The sequence below is a fragment of the Acidovorax sp. GW821-FHT10E03 genome, assembly GCF_059415205.1.
Genome location: NZ_JBWKMU010000015.1, coordinates 54,306 through 73,768 on the forward strand (window position 1 = coordinate 54,306; position 19,463 = coordinate 73,768).

Consider the following 19,463-nt stretch of genomic DNA (forward strand, 5'->3'; position numbering starts at 1 on the left):
TTTCGGGGGGTGCGCAAACACCATTGCGGACCATGGATGATTACGCTACATTCGCGATAAATGTAGTGATCACAACATTTAAGTTAAGTGAATGCTACACAAAATGCACTGAGCGTACAAGCATTTGAAAAGATGCAATGAATGGGCCGCACGATGACTGAACACACCAAGACCGATGGGCTTCCGGGCATGGATGCGCCGGATCTGCCGCAGGTGCTCGAGCGCGCCCGGCCCCGCAATGAGCGCATGAACGCGGCCAAGGTCGAGTGCAATGCGTGCCCGGTGCTGTGCCAGATTTCCGAGGGCCGCGCGGGGGCGTGCGACCGCTACGCCAACCACGCCGGGGTGCTGGTGCGGCTGGACCCGGTGGTGGTGCTGCGCAAGACCCTGGAGGCCGGCGAGGCCACGCTGGTGCCGTTCGCGGCGCGGGCCCAGGCCGCGCAGCAGAGCGGTGCGGATGCCGCCGCAAGCGATGCGGGGAGCGCGCCTTGCACACCGCCCGCGCCCTGGTCGGGCGACCTGCTGCTGAGCGAAGAGGTCTTCGTGACGGGCGTGGGTTCGTCCACCACCTATCCTGACTACAAACCCGCGCCGTTCATCGTGGGCTCCCAGGTGCAGGGCGTGGACATGGTGACCGTGGTCACCGAAGGCATCTTCAGCTACTGCAGCTTCAAGGTGAAGATCGACACCGACCGCTTCCTCGGCTCCGAGCAGGCCAATGTGCGCTGCAAGGGCGAGGTGGTGGGCCACGTGACCACGGCGGAGTACGGTTCGCAGATGCTATCGCTCGGCGGCGTGCACCACCTGACCGGCGGCACCAAGAAGGAAGGCCGCGTCACCGCCGAGATGATGCAGCTGCTGGGCAACAAGCAGGCCGTGGAGTTCACCATCGACGGCGGCTCGCAGCTCGTGATCCAGGCCGGGCGCGCGCCCATCGTCAACGGCGTGGCCGAGCAGCGCATGCGCGTGGGCTGCGGCTCGGCCGCCATCGGCATCTTCGCGCGCCAGTTTTTCGGCCATGCGGATGAGGTGGTGGTGGTGGACGACCACATCACCGGCGTGTTGACCGAGCACCAGGCTGGGCGCTGCCTGGACATGAAGTCCTCGGGCATCCAGATGCGCGGGCGAAAGTCCACGCCGGGGCGCTATTTCCAGGTGGCGAATCCGGGAACGGGCTGGGGCGGCACCGACATCGCCGACCCGCTGGCCATCATCGAAGGCTGGGACCCCGAGGTGGCATGGCCCGGCCTGCGCCTGCTCATGACATCCACCACGGGCGAGCATGCCTGCTGGTATGTGCTGGACGGGCAGCTGAACCCGGTGGAGGCGCAGATGCCTTCCGAAGTGCGCCGCATCGTGGACCGCATCGGCGAGAACTGCGAGCCCTCGCTGGCTTCGGTGCTTTTCCTCGGCGGCGCGGGCGGCAGCCTGCGTGCCGGCGTCACCGAGAACCCCGTGCTGCTCACCCGCTCCATCAAGAATGCGCTGGTCAATGTGACCTGCGGCGGCGCGCCGGCCTATGTGTGGCCCGGTGGCGGCATCACGGTGATGGCCGACGTGCTGCGCATGCCCGACAACAGCTTTGGCACCGTGCCCACGCCCGCCATCGTGGCGCCCATCGAATTCAGCATGCGCCGCACCGACTACGAAGCACTGGGCGGCCATGCGGGGCAGATCCGCAGCCTGCGCGAGGTGCTGGAGCACGGCGCGTGGCACAACGAGGGCGCGCCCCAGGCGCTGGCATGGCAGACGCTGCCGTCCGCCAACCCCTGGCCGCTGGGGCGCCCGCCCCTGCTGGGCTGAGCGGCACCGCCATGCAAGCCTGCCGCAATCCCCTGTCCGACGGCCGCTGGCATTTCCAGCACGGGCCCATGGATCTCGTCATCCAGGCGGAGGGCGCAGCCGATGCCGTGGCCCGGGCCCATGAGCGTGCCTGGGCGCGTTTCGAGGGTCTGCTGCAGGAACTGGTGGACGAGCTGCCAGCCCTGCGCGCGCCGGTGGAGGGGGGCGCCTGTCCTCTGCGCGGCGTGGTCGCGCGCCGCATGTGGACGGCCTGCAGGCCGTACCGCGCAGGCTTCATCACCGCGATGGCTGCGGTCGCGGGGTCGGTGGCGCAGGAGATCCTCGGGTGCTATGCCCAGGACGGCATTGGGCGGGCCTGGGTCAACAATGGCGGAGACATCGCGCTGCACCTGGCCCCCGGGCAGTCGGCCACCGTGGGGGTGTATTCCGACATCGCCGCGCTGGACGCCGCGCAATGGCGCCACGGGCTGGTCCTGGACGGAAAGATTCGCATCGACAGCGCCATGCCCGTGCGCGGTGTGGCCACCAGCGGCTGGCGCGGGCGCAGCCACTCGCTGGGCATTGCCGACAGCGTCACGGTGCTGGCCCGCACCGCGGCCGAGGCCGACGCCGCGGCCACGATCGTGGCCAATGCCGTCAATGTGGATGACGAACGCATCCTGCGCATGCCGGCATGGCGGGTCCGCGATGACAGCGATCTGGGTGCCATTCCTGTCACAGTGGATGTTCCGCCATTGCCTGCCGGGCTCGTGCATCGCGCGCTGGGGCAGGGGCTGCAAAAGGCGCAAGAATTGCAGGCACAGGGCCTGCTGTGGTTCGCCCTGCTCGCCTGCCAGGGCCAGTTCGTGGCCACCGCGGCGGCGCAGCCAGCGGCGGATGGCATGGCGCTGCCGGTGGAAATGGCGCCGCAGGCAGAAGTTGGTTCGGTATTTGCTTAACGAATTGCACAGGTTTCCAAAATGATCCAGATACGACGTGTTTTCACCCATCTCGAGGAAGTCCGGCATGAATTCGGGCCCGTGGCCGATGTGCCGCTGCTGCGCGGCGCCATCGGCGCGGTGCTGACAAACCCCTATTCCGGCCGGTATGAGCCGGACATCCTCCCGATGATGGACGCCCTGCAGGATGTGGGGCTGGACATGGCCCAGCGGCTGCTCAAGGCCATGGCCGTGCCCGCCGAGCGCATCGCGACCTACGGCAAGGGCGCCATCGTCGGGGCCGCCGGCGAGCTGGAGCATGGCGCGCTTTGGCACGTGCCCGGCGGCTATGCCATGCGCGAGCTGCTGGGCTGGAAGGGCGACCGCAACGCCTATGCCAAGGGCCAGGCGGAAAAGAAGACCGGGCAGCCCGCCAATGCCCTGTCCATCGTGCCTTCCACCAAGAAGGTCGGCGGCCCCGGCGCGGCGCTGGATGTTCCGCTCACCCACATCAACGCCAGCTACGTGCGCAGCCACTTCGATGCCATCGAGGTGCGCGTTCCCGGAGCGCCCGCGTCCGATGAAATCGTCTTCATCCTCGCCATGACCACGGGCGCGCGCATCCATGCCCGCGTCGGCGGGCTCAAGGCCGCCGACATCAGCCAATGGGACGGCCTGCGCTGAAGGCGTCAGGCCCGCTGCCGCGCCCACAAGAAAACCAAGGAGCAACACATGCCAGCCAAGATCCGGAAAATCATTGTCCAGACGGATGAAGTCCGCGTGGAGATGGGGCGCGACGTGCAGCCCCCCGTGCGCAAGGCCCTCGCCATGGCCGTGATCGACAACCCCTTTGCGGGCCGCTATGTCGAGAACCTCGACGAGCTGGTGGCCATCGGCGAGGAGCTGGGGGCCCTGCTGGGCGCCCGCTGCGTCGCCGCGCTGGGCATCGAGCCGGGCCAGGCGCAGAGCTATGGCAAGGCCGCCATCGTGGGCGAGGCGGGAGAACTGGAGCATGCCGCCGCCATCCTGCACCCCAAGCTGGGCGCCCCGCTGCGCGTGGCGGTGGAAAAAGGCGCCGCGCTGGTGCCGTCGAGCAAGAAGATCGGTGGCCTGGGCACGGCCATCGACGTGCCCCTGGGCCACAAGGACGCGGCCTACGTGCGCAGCCATTTCGACGCCATGGAGGCCCGCGTGGCCGACGCGCCGCGGGCCAACGAAATCGTCGTCGCCGTCGTCGTGACGGACAGCGGCCGGCCGCTGCCCCGCGTGGGCGGCCTCAAGGCGTCCGAAATCCAGGGTACGGACGGGCTGCGCTGAGCGCGGTCCCCGGCACTACCATCACCCACCACCATCCCCCCTGTCTCCCCAACCCACCTTTCAGGAGTTTCCCCATGACGATGCGACGAAACCTCATGCGTGCCACGGCTGCGGCCGCGCTGGCTATCACGCTGGCCCCTGTGCACGCCCAGGATGTCATCAAGATTGGCGAGATCAACAGCTACAAGGCGCAGCCCGCCTTCCTGGAGCCCTACAAGAAAGGCATGGAGCTGGCCGTTGACGAGATCAATGCCGCGGGCGGCGTGCTGGGCAAGAAGGTCCAGCTGGTCATCCGCGATGACAACGGCAACCCCGGCGACGCGGTCCGGGCCGCCGAGGAGCTGGTGTCCCGCGAGAAGGTCGATGTGCTCACGGGGTCCTTCCTGTCGCACGTGGGGCTGGCGCTGACGGACTTCGCCAAGCAAAAGAAATTCTTCTTTCTGGCCGGCGAGCCGTTGACCGACAAGATCGTGTGGCAGAACGGCAACCGCTACACCTACCGCCTGCGCCCCTCCACGTACATGCAGGTGTCGATGATGGTGCCCGAGGCCGTCGCCCTGAAGAAGAAGCGCTGGGCGCTGGTCTACCCCAACTATGAATACGGCCAGTCGGCCGTGGCCACCTTCAAGCAGCTGCTCAAGGCGGCCCAGCCCGATGTGGAATTCGTCGTCGAGCAGGCGCCGCCGCTGGGCAAGGTCGACTCGGGCAGCGTGGTGCAGGCCCTGGCCGATGCCAAGCCCGATGCGATCTTCAACGTGCTTTTCGGTGCCGACCTCTCCAAGTTCGTGCGCGAAGGCAACACGCGGGGCCTGTTCAAGGACCGTGAGGTGGTCAGCCTGCTGACGGGCGAACCGGAGTACATGGACCCGCTCAAGGACGAGGCGCCCAACGGCTGGATCGTCACGGGATATCCCTGGTACGGCATCCAGACGCCCGAGCACAAGGCCTTCCAGACGGCCTACCAGGGCAAGTTCAACGACTACCCGCGCCTGGGCTCCATCGTGGGCTACAGCGCCATCAAGTCGCTGGCCGAGGGCATGAAGAAAGCCGGCTCCACCGACACCGAAAAGCTCGTGGCCGCGTTCAAGGGCCTGCAGGTGCCCACACCCTTTGGCCCCATCGTCTACCGGGCCGAAGACAACCAGTCGACCATGGGCGGCTACGTGGGCCGCACCAAGAACGAGGGCGGCAAGGGCGTGATGGTGAACTACCGCTACGTGGATGGCAGCAAGGTGCAGCCCAGCAACGACGAAGTCAAGAAGATGCGCCCCGCGGATTGAGTCGCAACCCTCCCTGAGACGCTTCGCGTCTTCCCCCTTCTGCCGTGCTGTGCGCGGGAAGGGGGCGCCGCCCCCGCTGCGGGGCGGCCCTTGCTCGGCTGCCCTGGCCTGGGGTGCGCCAGTTTCATAGGCTGTGGGCGGCGCGTAGGTAGCGCCGTGGAGACCTGAGATGGGTTTTTCGAGTTTTATCGTTCAGCTGCTCAACGGATTGGCGGGGGCTTCCTCGCTGTTCCTGGTGGGCGCCGGGCTCTCGCTGATCTTCGGTGTCACGCGCATCGTGAATTTCGCGCATGGCTCGTTCTTCATGGTGGGCATCTACGTCGCCTACTCGCTGGTGGCCAAGCTGGGCACGGGCCTGGGTTTCTGGCCCGCGCTGCTGCTGTCGGCCGTGGTGGTCGGCGCGCTCGGCGCCCTGGTCGAGGTGGTACTGCTGCGCCGCATCTACAAGGCGCCCGAACTGTTCCAGCTGCTGGCCACCTTCGCGCTCGTGCTGGTGATCAAGGATGCCGCGCTCTGGATCTGGGGCCCCGAGGAGCTGCTCGGCCCGCGCGCGCCGGGCCTGTCGGGCTCGGTGGACATCCTGGGGCGGCAATTCCCCTCGTACGACCTGTTCCTGATCGTGGTGGGGCCGGTGGTGCTGGGCCTTTTGTGGCTGCTGCTCACCCGCACCCGCTGGGGCACGCTGGTGCGCGCCGCCACGCAGGACCGCGAGATGGTCAGCGCCCTGGGCGTGAACCAGGCCTGGCTGTTCACGGCGGTGTTCGCGCTCGGCGCCCTGCTGGCGGGCCTGGGTGGCGCGCTGCAGCTGCCGCGCGAACCCGCCACGCTGGAGATGGACCTGAACACCATCGGCGCCGCGTTCGTGGTGGTGGTGGTGGGCGGCATGGGGTCCATCCCGGGCGCCTATGTGGCGGCCCTGCTGATCGCGGAGATCAAGGCCGTGTGCATCTGGCTGGGCGTGGTGGAGATCCTCGGCTACAGCGTCTCCTTCTCCAAGCTCACCCTGGTGGTGGAGTTCCTCGTGATGGCGGTGGTGCTGGTGGTGCGCCCCTGGGGACTGATGGGCCGTCCGCAGGGCGTGAGCCGCAACACGGGCCTGCCGGAGACACCGCTGCGCGCGCCCGACCGCTGGTTCAAGCTCGGCGGCGTGGCCCTGGTGGCCGTGCTGGTGCTGCTGCCGCTGCTCACGGCCGGCTCGCCGTACCTCACCGTGCTGTTCATCGACCTCTTGATCGCCGCGCTGTTCGCGGCCAGCCTGCACTTCATCATGGGCCCGGCGGGCATGCACTCGTTCGGCCATGCGGCCTACTTTGGCCTGGGTGCCTACGCGGCGGCGCTGCTGGTGCGCTCTGCGGGCATTCCCATGGAGCTGGCCCTGGTGCTGGCACCGCTCGCGGCCGCGGCGGGCGCGCTCATCTACGGCTGGTTCTGCGTGCGGCTGTCGGGTGTGTACCTGGCCATGCTCACGCTGGCCTTCGCGCAGATCACCTGGGCCATCTGCTACCAGTGGGACGGCTTCACCGGCGGCAGCAACGGCCTCACCGGCGTGTGGCCGGCGGCCTGGCTGTCGGACAAGCGCAACTACTACTACCTCACGCTGGCACTGGTCGTGGGGGGCGTGCTGCTGCTGCGCCGCATCCTGTTCTCGCCGTTCGGCTATGCGCTGCGCGCAGGCCGTGATTCGGTGCTGCGCGCCGATGCCATCGGCATCGACGTCAAGCGCATGCAGTGGACGGCCTTCGTGATCGCCGGGCTGTTCGCGGGCCTGGGCGGCGCGCTGTTCGCGTTTTCCAAGGGCAGCATCTCGCCCGAGACGCTGCACGTGGGCCGATCGGTCGATGGCCTGGTGATGGTGCTGCTGGGCGGCATCCAGACACTCGCGGGCCCCGTGGTGGGCGCCGTCACGTTCACCTGGCTGCACGACACCGTGGCGCGCAACACCGATTACTGGCGCGCCATGCTGGGCGCCATCATCCTGATCCTGGTGCTGCTGTTCCCCCAGGGCATTGCGGGGGCCATCAAGCAGCTCTTCGACAACCGGCGCGAAGCCGATATCAACAAGCAGGAGGGCAAGGCATGAGCTTGCTCAAAGTCACGGGCCTGGGCAAGTCCTTTGGCGGCGTCAAGGCCGTCGATGGCATCCATTTCGAGCTGGCCGCCGGCGAACTGCTGGCACTCATCGGCCCCAACGGCGCCGGCAAGTCCACCACCTTCAACATGGTCAACGGCCAGCTGGCGGCGGACGCGGGCTCGATCCAGCTCCACGGCCAGGAGCTCGTGGGCCGCAAGCCGCGCGACATCTGGCGCATGGGCGTGGGCCGCACCTTCCAGATCGCAGAAACCTTCGCCTCCCTCACCGTGGTGGAGAACGTGCAGATGGCGCTGATCTCCCACGACAGCCGCCTTTTCGCGATGTGGCGCAAGGCGGCCGACCACAAGCGAGAAGAAGCCCTGGCGCTGTTGGACCAGGTGGGCATGAAGTCCCAGGCCGACCGCCCCTGCAGCGTGCTGGCCTATGGCGATGTGAAGCGCGTGGAGCTGGCCATCGCCATGGCCAACGCGCCCAAGCTGCTGCTCATGGACGAGCCCACGGCCGGCATGGCGCCCAAGGAGCGCAACGAACTCATGGCGCTCACCAAGCAGCTCGTGATCGACCGCGGCATGGCCGTGCTGTTCACCGAGCACAGCATGGACGTGGTGTTCGCGTACGCCGACCGCATGATCGTGCTGGCGCGCGGGCGGCTCATCGCCGAGGGCAAGCCCCTGGAGCTGCGCGACCACCCCAAGGTGCAGGAGGTGTACTTCGGCACCGGCAAGACCTTCGAGAAGAAAACGGCAGCCGCTGCTGCAGAGGCCGCATGAGCATGACGACCAACGAAACCAAAGAAGTGCTGCTGCAGGCCCAGGGCCTGCAGGCCTGGTACGGCGCCGCGCAGATCCTGTACGACGTCGACCTGGAAGTGCGCCGCGGCGAGGTCGTGGCCCTGATGGGCCGCAACGGCGCGGGCAAGTCCACCACGCTCAAGACGCTGATGGGCATGCTCGCCAAGCGCAAGGGCCAGATCCGGTTCATGGGCCAGGACATCTCCAAAAGCGACCCGCACGACGCGGCGCGCCTGGGCCTGGGCTTCGTGCCCGAGGACCGCCGCGTGTTCACCGACCTCACGGTGATGGAAAACCTGGAGGTGGGGCGCCAGCCCGCCCGCAGCTGGCCCGATGGCACGGCAGCCCCGGTGTGGACACCCGAGCGTCTCTTCAAGCTGTTCCCCAACCTGGGCGAAATGCCCCAGCGCCCGGGCGGGCGCATGAGCGGCGGCGAACAGCAGATGCTGACCGTGGCCCGCACGCTCATGGGCAACCCCTACCTGGTGCTGCTGGACGAACCCTCCGAAGGCGTGGCGCCCGTGATCGTGGAGCAGATGGTGCACATGATCCTGGAGCTCAAGGAACAGGGCGTGAGCATCCTGCTGTCCGAGCAGAACATGCACTTTGCCGAACTGGTGTCCGACCGCGCCTATGTGCTGGAGAAGGGGCAGATCCGCTACCAGGCCACGATGGCGGAGCTGGCGGCGAACGAAGAGGTTCGCCGCGCCTACCTCAGCGTATAGCACCATGGCCGCTGCCCGCCCGCCCATGGCGCGGCCAGGGCCCGGGGTGGCGGCTATGACGGATTCACAACACCTCGCGGAAATGGTTGCACAGCCGCTTCGCTTGCAGGGAAACTTGCGCCTTTGATGTAAGGAGCGTTTCATGAAGTTTCGTGGGATGGAGGATGGGAGCATCGACCGCCGGGTGGTGCTGACGGCCCTGGCCGCCGCCGCTCTGGGAGCCGCTGGCCCGGCAGCGGCCGAGACCGGGGTGACGGACACCCGCATCAAGGTGGGGCAGTCGGCCGTTTTCACGGGGCCGGCCAAGGATTTCGGGGTGGACTACAAGGCCGGCATCGTGCTGGCGTTCGACAAGGCCAACAAGACCGGCGGGGTGCACGGGCGTGCGCTGGAACTCGTCTCGCACGACGACGCCTACGAGCCCAAGAAGACCGCCGAGAACACCACGCGCCTCATCGAGGAGGACAAGGTGTTCGCGCTGATCGGCTACGTGGCCACGGGCAACCTGATCGCGGCCATGCCCATCGCCGAGAAGGCGGGCGTGCCCATGTTCGCGCCGCTGGTGGGCACGACCTCGTTCCGCACCAACCACAACCGCCACCTGTTCCACGTGCGCGCCAGCTACGAGACCGAGCTGCGCAAGATCGTGGGCCACCTGGCCACCCTGGGCATCAACAACATTGCCGTCATCTACCAGAACAGCGCGTTCGGCAAGTCCAACCTCGAGACCTGCCTGCAGATCGCGCAGGGCCTGAAGGTGAAGGTGGTGGAATCCGTGCCCATGGAGATCGCCGCCACCGACGCCAAGCCCCAGGTTGCCACGCTCACCAAGGCCCAGCCCGGTGCCGTGGTGATGATCATGGCCGGCAAGATGGTGGAAGTGTTCCTGCGCGACTACCGTGCCAGCGGCAGCGCGGCGCCGCTGTACACCATCTCCGTCGGCATCACCGACGCGCCGGGATCTGCGCAGCGCCTGAACGGCGGCATCGAAGGGCTGGTGACCGCCAGCATCGTGCCGTCGCCCCAGTCCAGTCGCATGCCCATCGTGGCGGACTACCGCAAGGACCGCGCCGACGCCGGCGAGAAGATCGACAGCTACACCATGCTGGAAGGCTACATCGCCGCGCGCGTGTTCGTCGAAGGCCTCAAGCGCGCGGGCCGCAACCTCACGCGCGATGGCTTCATCAAGGCCATGGAGGACATGGGGACGACCAAGCTCGGCGACTTCCCGCTGCAATACGGCCCGGGCAACCACAATGGCTCCAACTTCGTGGACCTGGAGATGTACACGCGCTCGGGCACCTTGAAGCGCTGAAGGCCAGGAGTCCGTTCGCCCCATGCACGCCACCCCCAGCGCCACGGCCACCGTCAACGGCCAGCCCTGCGCACTGCCCGCCACCGGCGCGGACGGCGCCACGCTGCTGCACGTGCTGCGCAACGACCTGCAGCTCAACGGCCCCAAGTACGGCTGTGGCCTGGGGCAGTGCGGCGCGTGCACGGTGCTGGTGGACGGCGTGGCCGCGCGGGCCTGTGTGATCCCCGCGCGGGGCGCGGCGGGGCGCGACGTGACCACGCTGGAGGGGCTGCCGGCGCGCTGCGGCCAGGCCGCGGGGCTGCACCCGGTGCAGCAGGCCTTCATCGACGAGCAGGCCGCGCAGTGCGGCTATTGCCTGAGCGGCATGGTGATGATGGCCGTGGCCCTGCTGGAGCGCAACGCCGACCCCGACGAGGCCGCCATCCGCCGCGAACTGGCCAGCAACCTGTGCCGCTGCGGCACCCATGTGGAGATCATCCGCGCCGTGTTGCGCGCGGCCGTGCTGATGCGGGAGGCCAGGGCATGAGCACCACGCCCGCCGGCGCCTTGCCATTGCGCGCCCACGCACCCCTGACCCGCGCCGACTTCCATGCCGCGCAGGGTGTGCTGCTGGTGGTGCGCAACCCGCCGCCCGCGCCGCCGCCCGTCAAAGGCCAGCCCGCGCTGGTGGCGGGCAATCCGGCCGAGGGGGTCGAAATCCTGATTGCCGTGTGGGACGACGGCAGCGTGACCGCGCTCAACGGTCACGTCGACCTGGGCACGGGCATCCGCACGGCGCTGGCGCAGATCGTGGCCGAGGAACTCGATGTGCCGCTGGCCCGGGTGCACATGGTGCTGGGCGACACCGCGCGCGCGCCCAACCAGGGTGCGACCATCGCCAGCGCTTCGATCCAGATCCACGCCAGGCCGCTGCGCATCGCCGCGGCGCAGGCGCGCCACTGGCTGGTGGCGCGCGCCGCCGCGCGCCTGGGCGTGGCGGCCGACACCCTGCGGGTGCAGGCCGGGGTGGTGCAGGCGGCCGCCGAACCGGCGCGCCAGATGGCCTATGGCGAACTGCTCGCTGGCGCGCACACCACCCTGGAGCTCGCCGAGGCCACGCCCACCAAGCCCGCGGCCGACTACACCGTGGTCGGGCAGCCGGTGCCGCGCGTGGACATCCCCGCCAAGGTCAGCGGCGAGCTGGTCTTCGTGCACGACATGCGCGTGCCCGGCATGCTGCATGGGCGCGTGGTGCGCCCGCCCTATGCGGGCGCCGACCATGGCGACTTCATCGGCAACACGCTGGAATCGGTGGACCAGTCGTCCATCGCCCACATCCCGGGCATCCGCGCGGTGGTGGTGATCCGCGACTTCGTGGGCATCGTCGCCGAGCGCGAGGAGCAGGCCGAGCAAGCCCTGCGCGAGCTGAAGGTGCAGTGGAAGCACTGGCCCGGTTTCCCGCGCCAGGACAGCGCTGAAGCGGTGGAGCAGGCCATTCGCGCCAACCCCGCCACCCAGCGCCGCCTGGTGGACGAGGGCGATGTGGATGCCGCGCTGGCCGCTGCCGACCAGCCCATGCCGCGCACCTATGTGTGGCCCTACCAGCTGCACGGCTCCATCGGCCCCTCGTGCGCGGTGGCCGAGTGGCGCCAGGACGAAACCTCGGGCCGTGCCCGCATGGCCGTCTGGGCCGGCACGCAGAACCCCCATGTGCTGCGCGCCGACCTGGCCCGGCTGATGGGCCTGGCCGACGTGGACATCGACCTGGTGCGCATGGAGGCTGCGGGTTGCTACGGCCGCAACGGGGCCGACGACGTGGCGGCCGATGCTGCGCTGCTCTCGCGCGCCGTGGGGGCGCCCGTGCGCGTGCAGCTCACGCGCGAGCAGGAGCACCTGTGGGAGCCCAAGGGCACGGCCCAGCTCATGCAGGTGCGTGGCGGGCTCAACGCCGATGGCTCGGTGGCGGCCTACGACTTCGAGACCTCCTACCCCTCCAACGGCGCGCCCACGCTGGCCCTGCTGCTCACGCGCACCATCGAGCCCGTGGCCCAGGCCTACGAGATGGGCGACCGCACCGCGCGCCCGCCCTACGGCTACGACAACCTGCGCGTGGCCGTGAACGACATGGCACCCATCGTGCGGGCCTCGTGGCTGCGCGGCGTCTCGGCGCTGCCCAACTCGTTCGCGCACGAGTCCTATGTGGACGAGCTGGCCACGGCGGCGGGCGTGGACCCGGTCGAATTCCGCCTGCAGCTGCTGAACGATCCGCGCGCGGCCGAGCTCGTGCAGGCCACGGCGGAAAAGGCGGGCTGGGTGCGCCGCACCGGCCCCTTGCAGCGCGGGCTGGACGGCGACTGGGTGCAGGGCCAGGGCTTTGCCTACGCGCGCTACATCCACAGCAAGTGGCCGGGCTTTGGCGCCGCCTGGGCGGCCTGGGTGGCCGACGTGGACGTGAACCGGAAGACCGGCGAGGTGCATGTGCGCCGCGTGGTCGTGGGGCACGATGCGGGCCTCATGGTCAACCCGGCCGGCGTGGAGCACCAGGTGCACGGCAACGTGGTGCAGACCACCAGCCGCGCGCTCAAGGAGCAGGTGCGCTTCGACCCCGTCACGCAGGCGGTGGACACGCGCGAATGGGGCAGCTACCCGATCCTGAGCTTCCGCGAGGTGCCGGTCATCGAGGTCATGCACATGCCCCGGCAGGACGAGGCGCCGCTGGGTGCGGGCGAGTCGTCCTCCGTGCCCGGCACGGCGGCCATCGCCAACGCGATCTTCGACGCCACGGGTGTGCGCTTTCGCGCGCCGCCCTTCACGCCCGAGGTGGTGCGCGCCGGGCTCAATCCGCTGCTGGGCAACGCCGGTGCGGGAGATGCGGGCACGGCAGGCACCGCCACCACGCAGCCTGCCGACGTGCTGCCCACCCTGGAGCTGCCAGCGCCTACCGTGCCCGCCACTGCCACGTGGCCGCGCCAGCGCAGCCCCTGGGCGCGTGCACTGGCCCTGGCCGCGGGTGGGCTGGCCATGGGCGCCGCGCTGCTGGGCTGGCGCCCGTCCATCGCGCCCGTGGTGCAGACGGCGGGTGGTGCGGCGGTGTACAACGCCGCCACCATCGAGCGCGGCCGCCTGCTGGCCGCCGCGGGCGACTGCGTGGTCTGCCACACTGCGCCCGGCGGCACGCCCAACACGGGCGGGCGCGGCATGGAAACGCCGTTCGGCACCGTCTACACCACCAACCTCACGCCCGACGCCGAGACCGGCATCGGCCGGTGGTCGTTCAGCGCCTTCCAGCGCGCCATGCGCGAGGGCATCTCGCGCGACGGCCGCCACCTGTACCCGGCGTTCCCGTACACCTCGTTCGCGAAGATGAGCGACGACGACCTCACGGCGGTCTACGCCTACCTCATGGCGCAGCCCGCCGTGCGCGCCGAGGTGCCCGCCACCCGACTTGCATTCCCCTTCAGCGTGCGCCCGCTCATGGCTGGATGGAACGCGCTGTTCCACGACGCCACGCCCTGGAAGCCCGACCCCGCGCGCCCGCCCGAGTGGAACCGGGGCGCCTACCTGGTGCAGGGCGTGGGCCACTGCGGCGCCTGCCACACGCCGCGCAATGCGCTGGGCGCGGAGCAGGGCGGGGCGGCCTTCCTGTCGGGCGCGCTCATCGACGGGTGGGAGGCCCCCGCGCTCACCGGCTTGTCCAAGGCACCCGTGCCCTGGAGCGCCGAGTCGCTCTACGGCTACCTGCGCCACGGCCACAGCGCGCAGCACGGCAGCGCCTCCGGCCCCATGGCGCCCGTGGTGCGCGAGCTGGCGCACCTGCCCGACGGCGACATCCGCGCCATGGCCACCTACCTCGCCTCGTTCACGGCCGCCACGGAGCCTGCCGCCGACGCGGCGCGGGCCCGCGCCACGGCGGCCGTGGCCCAGGCCGCCGCGCTCGCGCCCCAGCCCGGCTCCGCGCAGCGCCTGTTCAACGGCGCTTGCGCCGCCTGCCACCACGACGGCGACGGGCCGAAGCTGCTGGGCGTGAACATTCCGCTGGCCCTCAACAGCAACCTGCACAGCGACCGGCCCGACAACCTGCTGCAGGTCATCGTGCACGGCATCCGCGAACCCGCCGCGCGCGACATCGGCTTCATGCCCGGCTTTGGCCACGCGCTCAGCGACGCGCAGATCACCGAGCTGGCAGGCTACATGCGCCAGCGCTACGCCCCCGGGCGCCCGGCGTGGCGTGATGTGCCCGAGGCGCTGGCCCGTGTGCGGGCGGGGCCTGCGCATCCTTAAGCTGACGATCTCGCAGAACCGCTCTGGGCGAGCGTCAACACGTTTTGAAGCTTTTTGGTGCTGAGGCGCTAGTGGAACATGCGCAAGCAGCTATCAAAAATGGAGCAAATGCAGGCCCCGTGTTCAGCCCGACAATCGGGTTGCACCATCGCCCAGACACCATGACAGATGCCGTCCCCTTGCCATCGCATAGCGCCTTGCGCACCCCGCACCGGCGCGCGCAGCGCATAGGCGGGGCCGCAACGCTGGCCCTGTGCTGCCTGGCCCTCACGGCCTGCGGGCCGGATGTGCAGGGGTCGCCCAAGCCGCCCCCGGCGTTTGGCCCCGTGCAGAGCAGCTGGTTCGGCTGCCCGTCGCTGCAAGGGGTGTACGCCTGGCCGCCGGTGGAGCCCGGTGGTGTGCGGGGCAGCCTGCCGTTTTTCACCGGTTCGCCGGAGATGCAGGTCTGGGTACAGCAGCAGCGCGGCGAAACCACGCTGCGCACGCGCACCGTCAACCGCGCGCGCAACGTGCGCACCTCGTTGACTCGGCAGTGGAGTCTGGTCACCTACGGCGGCGCGCAGGCCCGCTGCAGCTCCGGCATGCTCGACCTGGTCCCGCAGACCGTGTCGCCGGACAAGGAGCCTGGGGTCTCGGGCGTGCTGCAGGGTTTCAGGCTGGCGCTGCTCAAGGATGGCGGGCTGGCCGTGGGCAAGCGCACCGTCAGCACGGGCAACAAGGGCTCGTACTTCTCGTGGGGCGGGCAGTCCTACGGCAGCTACGACGCGCCCGATGTGGAGACCTGGACCTGGCTCAAGCTGGCCCGCACCGCTGCGGGGGACAGCGAGCCGCCGGTCATCGACGCCTACGTGCCCGGGGCCACCTCCCCTTAGGCTTTTTGATTGCAGAGCGGCGCGCGAAAAAGGCCGCGAACTTCCCCGTTTATCGCGCCACCGCCTGCGCTGCCGCCTCGGCACAGTGACATCGGGGCTTGGTCCATGGTGGGGCAGGCCCGGGCGCCCGCATTGTTGTGGCAGGCGCCCACGTCATCGGCCTGCCCAAGCAGCGGCCGTCCACTGTCGTTCAAGGAGAAGACCATGCCCGCTAGTGAACTGGAAATCCACGAGATCGTGCTGCGATTGCTGCGTGAAGGCTATGCCGCCCTGACCGCCGCCCAACGCAGGGTGGTAGACACGCTGATGGCGGTGTGCTGACGCGCCACGCGGCCATTCAAAGTCAATTTTGAATCTTTTAGGGCCCTAGCGCTGGCCCCGATTGCACTGGTGGCTACTAAAAATGTAGCAATTGCAATTCGGCTCGCATGGCCCGCGCAATGAGGCGCATGTCATGGTCGCTGACGGAGAGCAGCCCAAAGCGGAACTTGCTGCCCCAGCGCTGGCGGTCGTCCACAAATTCAAAATCGTCCAGCAGCGGCGCAATCGCCGCCTCACGTGCAGGCACATAGGCCACGTCCCGCCGCGACGGCACAAACCCGCCGCCCATGTCAAACGCATACGGCGCGCCCGGCAGCACGAGGCCGATGGAGACAAACGCCTGCAGCCGGTCCTTGCCATCCATGGTCACCGTGGGCGCGTAGTACGCCACGCGGTCGCCGGGCCGTATGCGCTGCAGCGGCGCTGCCTTGCCGTGGCACACCTGCATGTAGCCCGCACCGGGTGTGGCGCAGCCCCGGCGGGCGTGCTGGGCGCAGGCCACGGCGATCCAGTTGCGGCGCGCTGGGGCGCCAGAGGTTGCCGCCGACACGGACGTTTCCATGCGCACGGGCTCGGCATCCGGCCAAAGGGTGTGTTGCAGCACGGCGTCGGTCATGAGAAAAGCTCCTGGTCAAAGAAGCCACCGATGGTGCGGGCGGGCTGCTGACACCGCAGTGTCAGTACCCTTGCAGCATCTCCTGCGTTGGGTACACGAGCCGTCAGACCAGCTGCACCCACTGCCACAGCGCGAACCCGCCCAGCAGCAGCGCCGATGCCTGGTTGATGCGCTGGCGCCAGGCCGGCGTGAAGTGCCGCCGCTGGTACGCGATCGCGCCGGTCAGCAGCAGCCACCACGCTGCCGACCCAGCCAGCACGCCCGCCACCATCCACAGCGGTGACGGCATGGCCTGCCGGCCGCCGCCCAGCGACCCAAACACCGCGATGAACGACACGATGGTGGCCGGGTTGGCCAGCGTGAGCGCAAAGGTGCCCGCCGCCAGGCCCAGCAGGCCGCGCGCATCGCGCGCCGGGGCGGCGGTGTGGGCTACCGGCGCATGCCAGGTGCGCCAGGCCAGCACCAGCAGCAGCGCGCCGCCGCCCAGCGCGAGCGGTGTCTTGGCGCTGGCCAGCAGGTCGATCAGCCAGCGCACGCTGAAGGCGCCGATGGCGCCGTACACCGCGTCCGCGGCAGCGGCGCCCAGGCCGGTGGCCAGCCCGGCCGCCAGGCCCCGCTCCAGGGTGCGCTGCATCGTCAACAGGCCGATGGGCCCCACGGGGGCCGCGATGAGGACGCCAATGAGGGCGGCTTGAAGAAAGAGGGTGAGTGGTGCGAAGTCCATGCACCGATGCTAGGGGGGTGCCTTGCGAAGGAGAATGCTGAAAATTAGGTATTTTTCAATTCTGGTTTCCTATTTTTCTGCATTTACTCAAAAAGGCGTTCCATGGAAGTCGATGACAAGGCCTGGCGGCTCATCACCGCGCTGCAGGCCGACGGGCGTGCATCCCTCAAGGACCTGGCGCACACGGTCGGGCTGTCGGTGCCCGCCACGCTGGAGCGCCTGCGGCGCCTGCAGGAGGCCGGGGTGGTGCGTGGCGTGCATGCCGACATCGACCCCGCCCAGGTCGGCTACGGCGTGCGGGCGGTGGTGGGCATCAACGTGCCGCAGCCCGGCAAGAAGGCGCTGATCGACAAGCTGCGCCAATCCGCGCGGGTGCTGGAATGCCACCATGTCAGCGGCAACGATTCGTATGTGCTGCAGGTGGTGGCGCGCGACCTGCCGGATCTGGAGCGTTTCCTGGGCGACATCAATGGCTATGGAGAAACACGCACTTCCATCGTGTTCTCCACGCCGATACCGCTGCGCGGCCTGGCCCGCCCCGAGGTGGGTTGTTGATCCAGTGGCGGGGCCCGGGGCGTCAGGCCATCAGAACGTCACCTTGACCGACGGCGCGCTGCGCTGCGCCTCGCCGTGGAACACCGCCTCGATGTTGTTGCCGTCCGGGTCCAGCACAAAGGCGGCGTAGTAGCCGGGGTGGTACGGCCGCTCGCCCGGGGCGCCATTGTCCGTGCCGCCATGGGCAAGGGCGGCCTGGTGGAATGCCTCCACCATGGCGCGGTCCCGGGCCTGGAAGGCCAGGTGGTGCCGGCCCGTGAGATGGCCCTGGGCGGCGGCGCTGTCGGCGGTGGAGACAAACAGCTCATCCGCCCAGAAGTACCCTTCGCCCGTGCCGCCCATCGGCACCTGGAGCGCCTTGAACACGGCGGTATAGAAGGCCTGGCTGGCCGGCAGGTCGCGCACGACCAGCTGGATGTGGTCGATGAGGCGGCCCCTGTGCAGTTCCTGTGTTTCCATGCGGTTGTCCTTTCTTCAAGACAGTGCGTGAAGACCCACGCGGTTGCCATCCAGGTCATGGATGTGCGCGAAGAACCCCATGCCCGGCGGCAGTGCCTGGCGCGGCAGGGCCACGCGGCCGCCCTGGGCCACCACGCGCTCCAGCGCGGCGTCGAGCGAGGGCGATGCATCGAGGTACACCAGTGTGCCACCACCAGAAACCTGCGGCGCCGTGGGGCCCATCATCAGCGCGCCCCCCGCGCCATCGGCCGCGGGGTCGTAGGCAAACACGGCGCCCTCGCTCGGGCCCATGTTCTCGCGGCGCATGGGCTGGGCCAGCACGGCTTCATAAAAGGCCTGGGCGCGGTCCAGCTGGGTGGTGGGGATCTCGAACCAGGCGACGGCGTTTTTCATGGGGGCTCCTTGTGTGTGAAAGAAAGAAGCCCTGATGGTGATCGGGGGCTGCTGACAGCGGCGTGTCAGCAGCCTGTCACGCGGCATCACATCGCCGGGGTGGGCGCCGACGCAGCCACCTGCGCACGAAACGCGCGGGGTGACAGGCCCGCATCGCGCGTGAAGGCACGCGTGAAGTACGCCGGGTCCGCATAGCCCAGCGTGTAGGCGATGGTGGCCACGCCCAGATGGGTGTAGGCCAGGTTGCGCCGCGCCTCGCGCATCAGGCGCGCCTCAATGAGGCGCTGGGCCGACACCCCGGTGGTGGCGCGGGCCACCCGGCTCAGGTGCGTGGGCGATACGGCCAGCGCGCGCGCATAGTCCGCCACCTGCCAGTGCTCCAGAAAATGCGCCTCGATCAGCGCCTCCAGCCGCAGCACCAGGCTGGACTCTGGTGCTGCAGCGTCGCCCGGGCTGTGCTCTTCCGTGGCCCGGGCCACCCAGCCCAGCAGCGTGGCGCTCAGGCCCCGCAGCACCAGCGCACGCGCCTTGGCGCGGCCCGAGAACTCCTGCCAGATCTGGCCCATGGCCTGGTGCAGCTCAGGCGGCGCGGGCGCCACGGCGGGCCGCGCCAGGTCGCGCCGCACATCGCCCACGCGCACAAAAATCTCGTCCATCAATTCATCGGCCAGCGTGGCCACCCAGCCCTGCGTGTGCTGCGTGAAGCGAAACGCATGCACGTGCCCCTGCGGCACGTTGATGAGCGCACCCGCAAACAGCGCAATCCGCTCGCCATCCAGGTGCGCCACGCCCCCGCCCGAGGTGATCAGCAGCACCTGGTGCAGCCGCGTGTGCCGGTGCGGCGCCAGCTCCCAGTCGTGCAGCACCGAGCGCTCGGCAATTGTCTCGCAGTGCAATACATCGGGCAGGTGTTGCGACTCGCCGAACAGGCTGTACGAGTGGATGGTTCCGATGTTCGAAAAGTGCATGTTCTGGCTCCATCCGTCCATTCAACGCGGCGACTGTGCCACGTATCTTTGGGTG

General features: G+C 69.1%; 18 protein-coding genes. 13 read left to right on the forward strand and 5 right to left on the reverse strand.

Going from position 1 to position 19,463, the window contains the following annotated elements; translation table 11 throughout:
- Positions 1 to 153 precede the first annotated feature (153 nt).
- From AC07OD_RS24040 to AC07OD_RS24095, 12 genes are all read left to right on the forward strand, one after another.
- Entirely contained in the window at positions 154 to 1,803 is a 1,650-nt protein-coding gene (locus AC07OD_RS24040; RefSeq protein WP_494598226.1) for a 6-hydroxynicotinate reductase, read from the forward strand.
- An 11-nt stretch (positions 1,804 to 1,814) separates the two neighbouring features.
- Positions 1,815 to 2,741: a UPF0280 family protein gene (locus tag AC07OD_RS24045; RefSeq protein ID WP_218296582.1), complete on the forward strand. Its 927-nt coding sequence runs from the start codon at positions 1,815 to 1,817 to the stop codon at positions 2,739 to 2,741.
- A gap of 21 nt (positions 2,742 to 2,762) precedes the next feature.
- A complete protein-coding gene (locus AC07OD_RS24050; RefSeq protein ID WP_218296583.1) occupies positions 2,763 to 3,404 on the forward strand; it encodes an amino acid synthesis family protein in 642 nt (213 codons plus the stop codon).
- A gap of 48 nt (positions 3,405 to 3,452) precedes the next feature.
- Positions 3,453 to 4,037 (forward strand): amino acid synthesis family protein, encoded by a 585-nt coding sequence (locus tag AC07OD_RS24055; protein WP_492254354.1) that lies wholly within the window; start codon positions 3,453 to 3,455, stop codon positions 4,035 to 4,037.
- A gap of 74 nt (positions 4,038 to 4,111) precedes the next feature.
- Positions 4,112 to 5,317: an ABC transporter substrate-binding protein gene (locus tag AC07OD_RS24060; protein WP_218339177.1), complete on the forward strand. Its 1,206-nt coding sequence runs from the start codon at positions 4,112 to 4,114 to the stop codon at positions 5,315 to 5,317.
- A gap of 169 nt (positions 5,318 to 5,486) precedes the next feature.
- Positions 5,487 to 7,397: an ABC transporter permease gene (locus AC07OD_RS24065; protein ID WP_218296586.1), complete on the forward strand. Its 1,911-nt coding sequence runs from the start codon at positions 5,487 to 5,489 to the stop codon at positions 7,395 to 7,397.
- A complete protein-coding gene (locus tag AC07OD_RS24070; protein ID WP_218296587.1) occupies positions 7,394 to 8,179 on the forward strand; it encodes an ABC transporter ATP-binding protein in 786 nt (261 codons plus the stop codon). Before AC07OD_RS24065 ends, AC07OD_RS24070 begins: the two co-directional genes overlap by 4 nt.
- Positions 8,176 to 8,925, forward strand: a complete 750-nt coding sequence (locus AC07OD_RS24075; RefSeq protein ID WP_494598227.1) for an ABC transporter ATP-binding protein — start codon at positions 8,176 to 8,178, stop codon at positions 8,923 to 8,925. The genes AC07OD_RS24070 and AC07OD_RS24075 overlap by 4 nt, the downstream gene beginning before the upstream one ends.
- A 142-nt stretch (positions 8,926 to 9,067) precedes the next feature.
- Positions 9,068 to 10,240: an ABC transporter substrate-binding protein gene (locus tag AC07OD_RS24080; protein WP_218339176.1), complete on the forward strand. Its 1,173-nt coding sequence runs from the start codon at positions 9,068 to 9,070 to the stop codon at positions 10,238 to 10,240.
- Positions 10,241 to 10,262: 22 nt separating this feature from the next.
- Positions 10,263 to 10,766, forward strand: coding sequence for a (2Fe-2S)-binding protein (locus tag AC07OD_RS24085; protein WP_218296590.1), 504 nt, complete (start codon positions 10,263 to 10,265; stop codon positions 10,764 to 10,766).
- The gene (locus tag AC07OD_RS24090; protein WP_494598228.1) at positions 10,763 to 14,500 is read left to right on the forward strand and encodes a molybdopterin cofactor-binding domain-containing protein; all 3,738 of its coding nucleotides are present in this window, start codon (positions 10,763 to 10,765) and stop codon (positions 14,498 to 14,500) included. Before AC07OD_RS24085 ends, AC07OD_RS24090 begins: the two co-directional genes overlap by 4 nt.
- Before the next feature lie 161 nt (positions 14,501 to 14,661).
- Complete coding sequence (locus tag AC07OD_RS24095; protein ID WP_494598229.1) at positions 14,662 to 15,372, forward strand: hypothetical protein; 711 nt, start codon at positions 14,662 to 14,664, stop codon at positions 15,370 to 15,372.
- 397 nt (positions 15,373 to 15,769) lie between these two features.
- On the opposite strand, the gene AC07OD_RS24100 is transcribed toward AC07OD_RS24095, so the two are convergent.
- Together AC07OD_RS24100 and AC07OD_RS24105 are read right to left on the reverse strand one after the other, a co-directional pair.
- Entirely contained in the window at positions 15,770 to 16,309 is a 540-nt protein-coding gene (locus AC07OD_RS24100; RefSeq protein ID WP_494598230.1) for an EVE domain-containing protein, read from the reverse strand.
- Positions 16,310 to 16,412: 103 nt separating this feature from the next.
- Positions 16,413 to 17,033: a LysE family translocator gene (locus tag AC07OD_RS24105; protein WP_218339171.1), complete on the reverse strand. Its 621-nt coding sequence runs from the start codon at positions 17,031 to 17,033 to the stop codon at positions 16,413 to 16,415.
- Positions 17,034 to 17,135: 102 nt separating this feature from the next.
- Here AC07OD_RS24105 and AC07OD_RS24110 point away from each other — a divergent pair, with 102 nt between their 5' ends.
- Entirely contained in the window at positions 17,136 to 17,588 is a 453-nt protein-coding gene (locus tag AC07OD_RS24110) for an Lrp/AsnC family transcriptional regulator (protein WP_218296595.1), read from the forward strand.
- A gap of 30 nt (positions 17,589 to 17,618) precedes the next feature.
- On the opposite strand, the gene AC07OD_RS24115 is transcribed toward AC07OD_RS24110, so the two are convergent.
- The 3 genes from AC07OD_RS24115 to AC07OD_RS24125 form a co-directional block, all read right to left on the reverse strand.
- Positions 17,619 to 18,047, reverse strand: coding sequence for a VOC family protein (locus tag AC07OD_RS24115; RefSeq protein ID WP_218296596.1), 429 nt, complete (start codon positions 18,045 to 18,047; stop codon positions 17,619 to 17,621).
- Positions 18,048 to 18,062: 15 nt separating this feature from the next.
- A complete protein-coding gene (locus AC07OD_RS24120; protein WP_494598231.1) occupies positions 18,063 to 18,440 on the reverse strand; it encodes a VOC family protein in 378 nt (125 codons plus the stop codon).
- A gap of 86 nt (positions 18,441 to 18,526) precedes the next feature.
- Positions 18,527 to 19,408 carry a helix-turn-helix domain-containing protein gene (locus tag AC07OD_RS24125; protein ID WP_494598232.1) on the reverse strand — a complete coding sequence of 294 codons (882 nt, stop codon included), beginning with the start codon at positions 19,406 to 19,408 and terminating at the stop codon, positions 18,527 to 18,529.
- Positions 19,409 to 19,463: the final 55 nt, after the last annotated feature.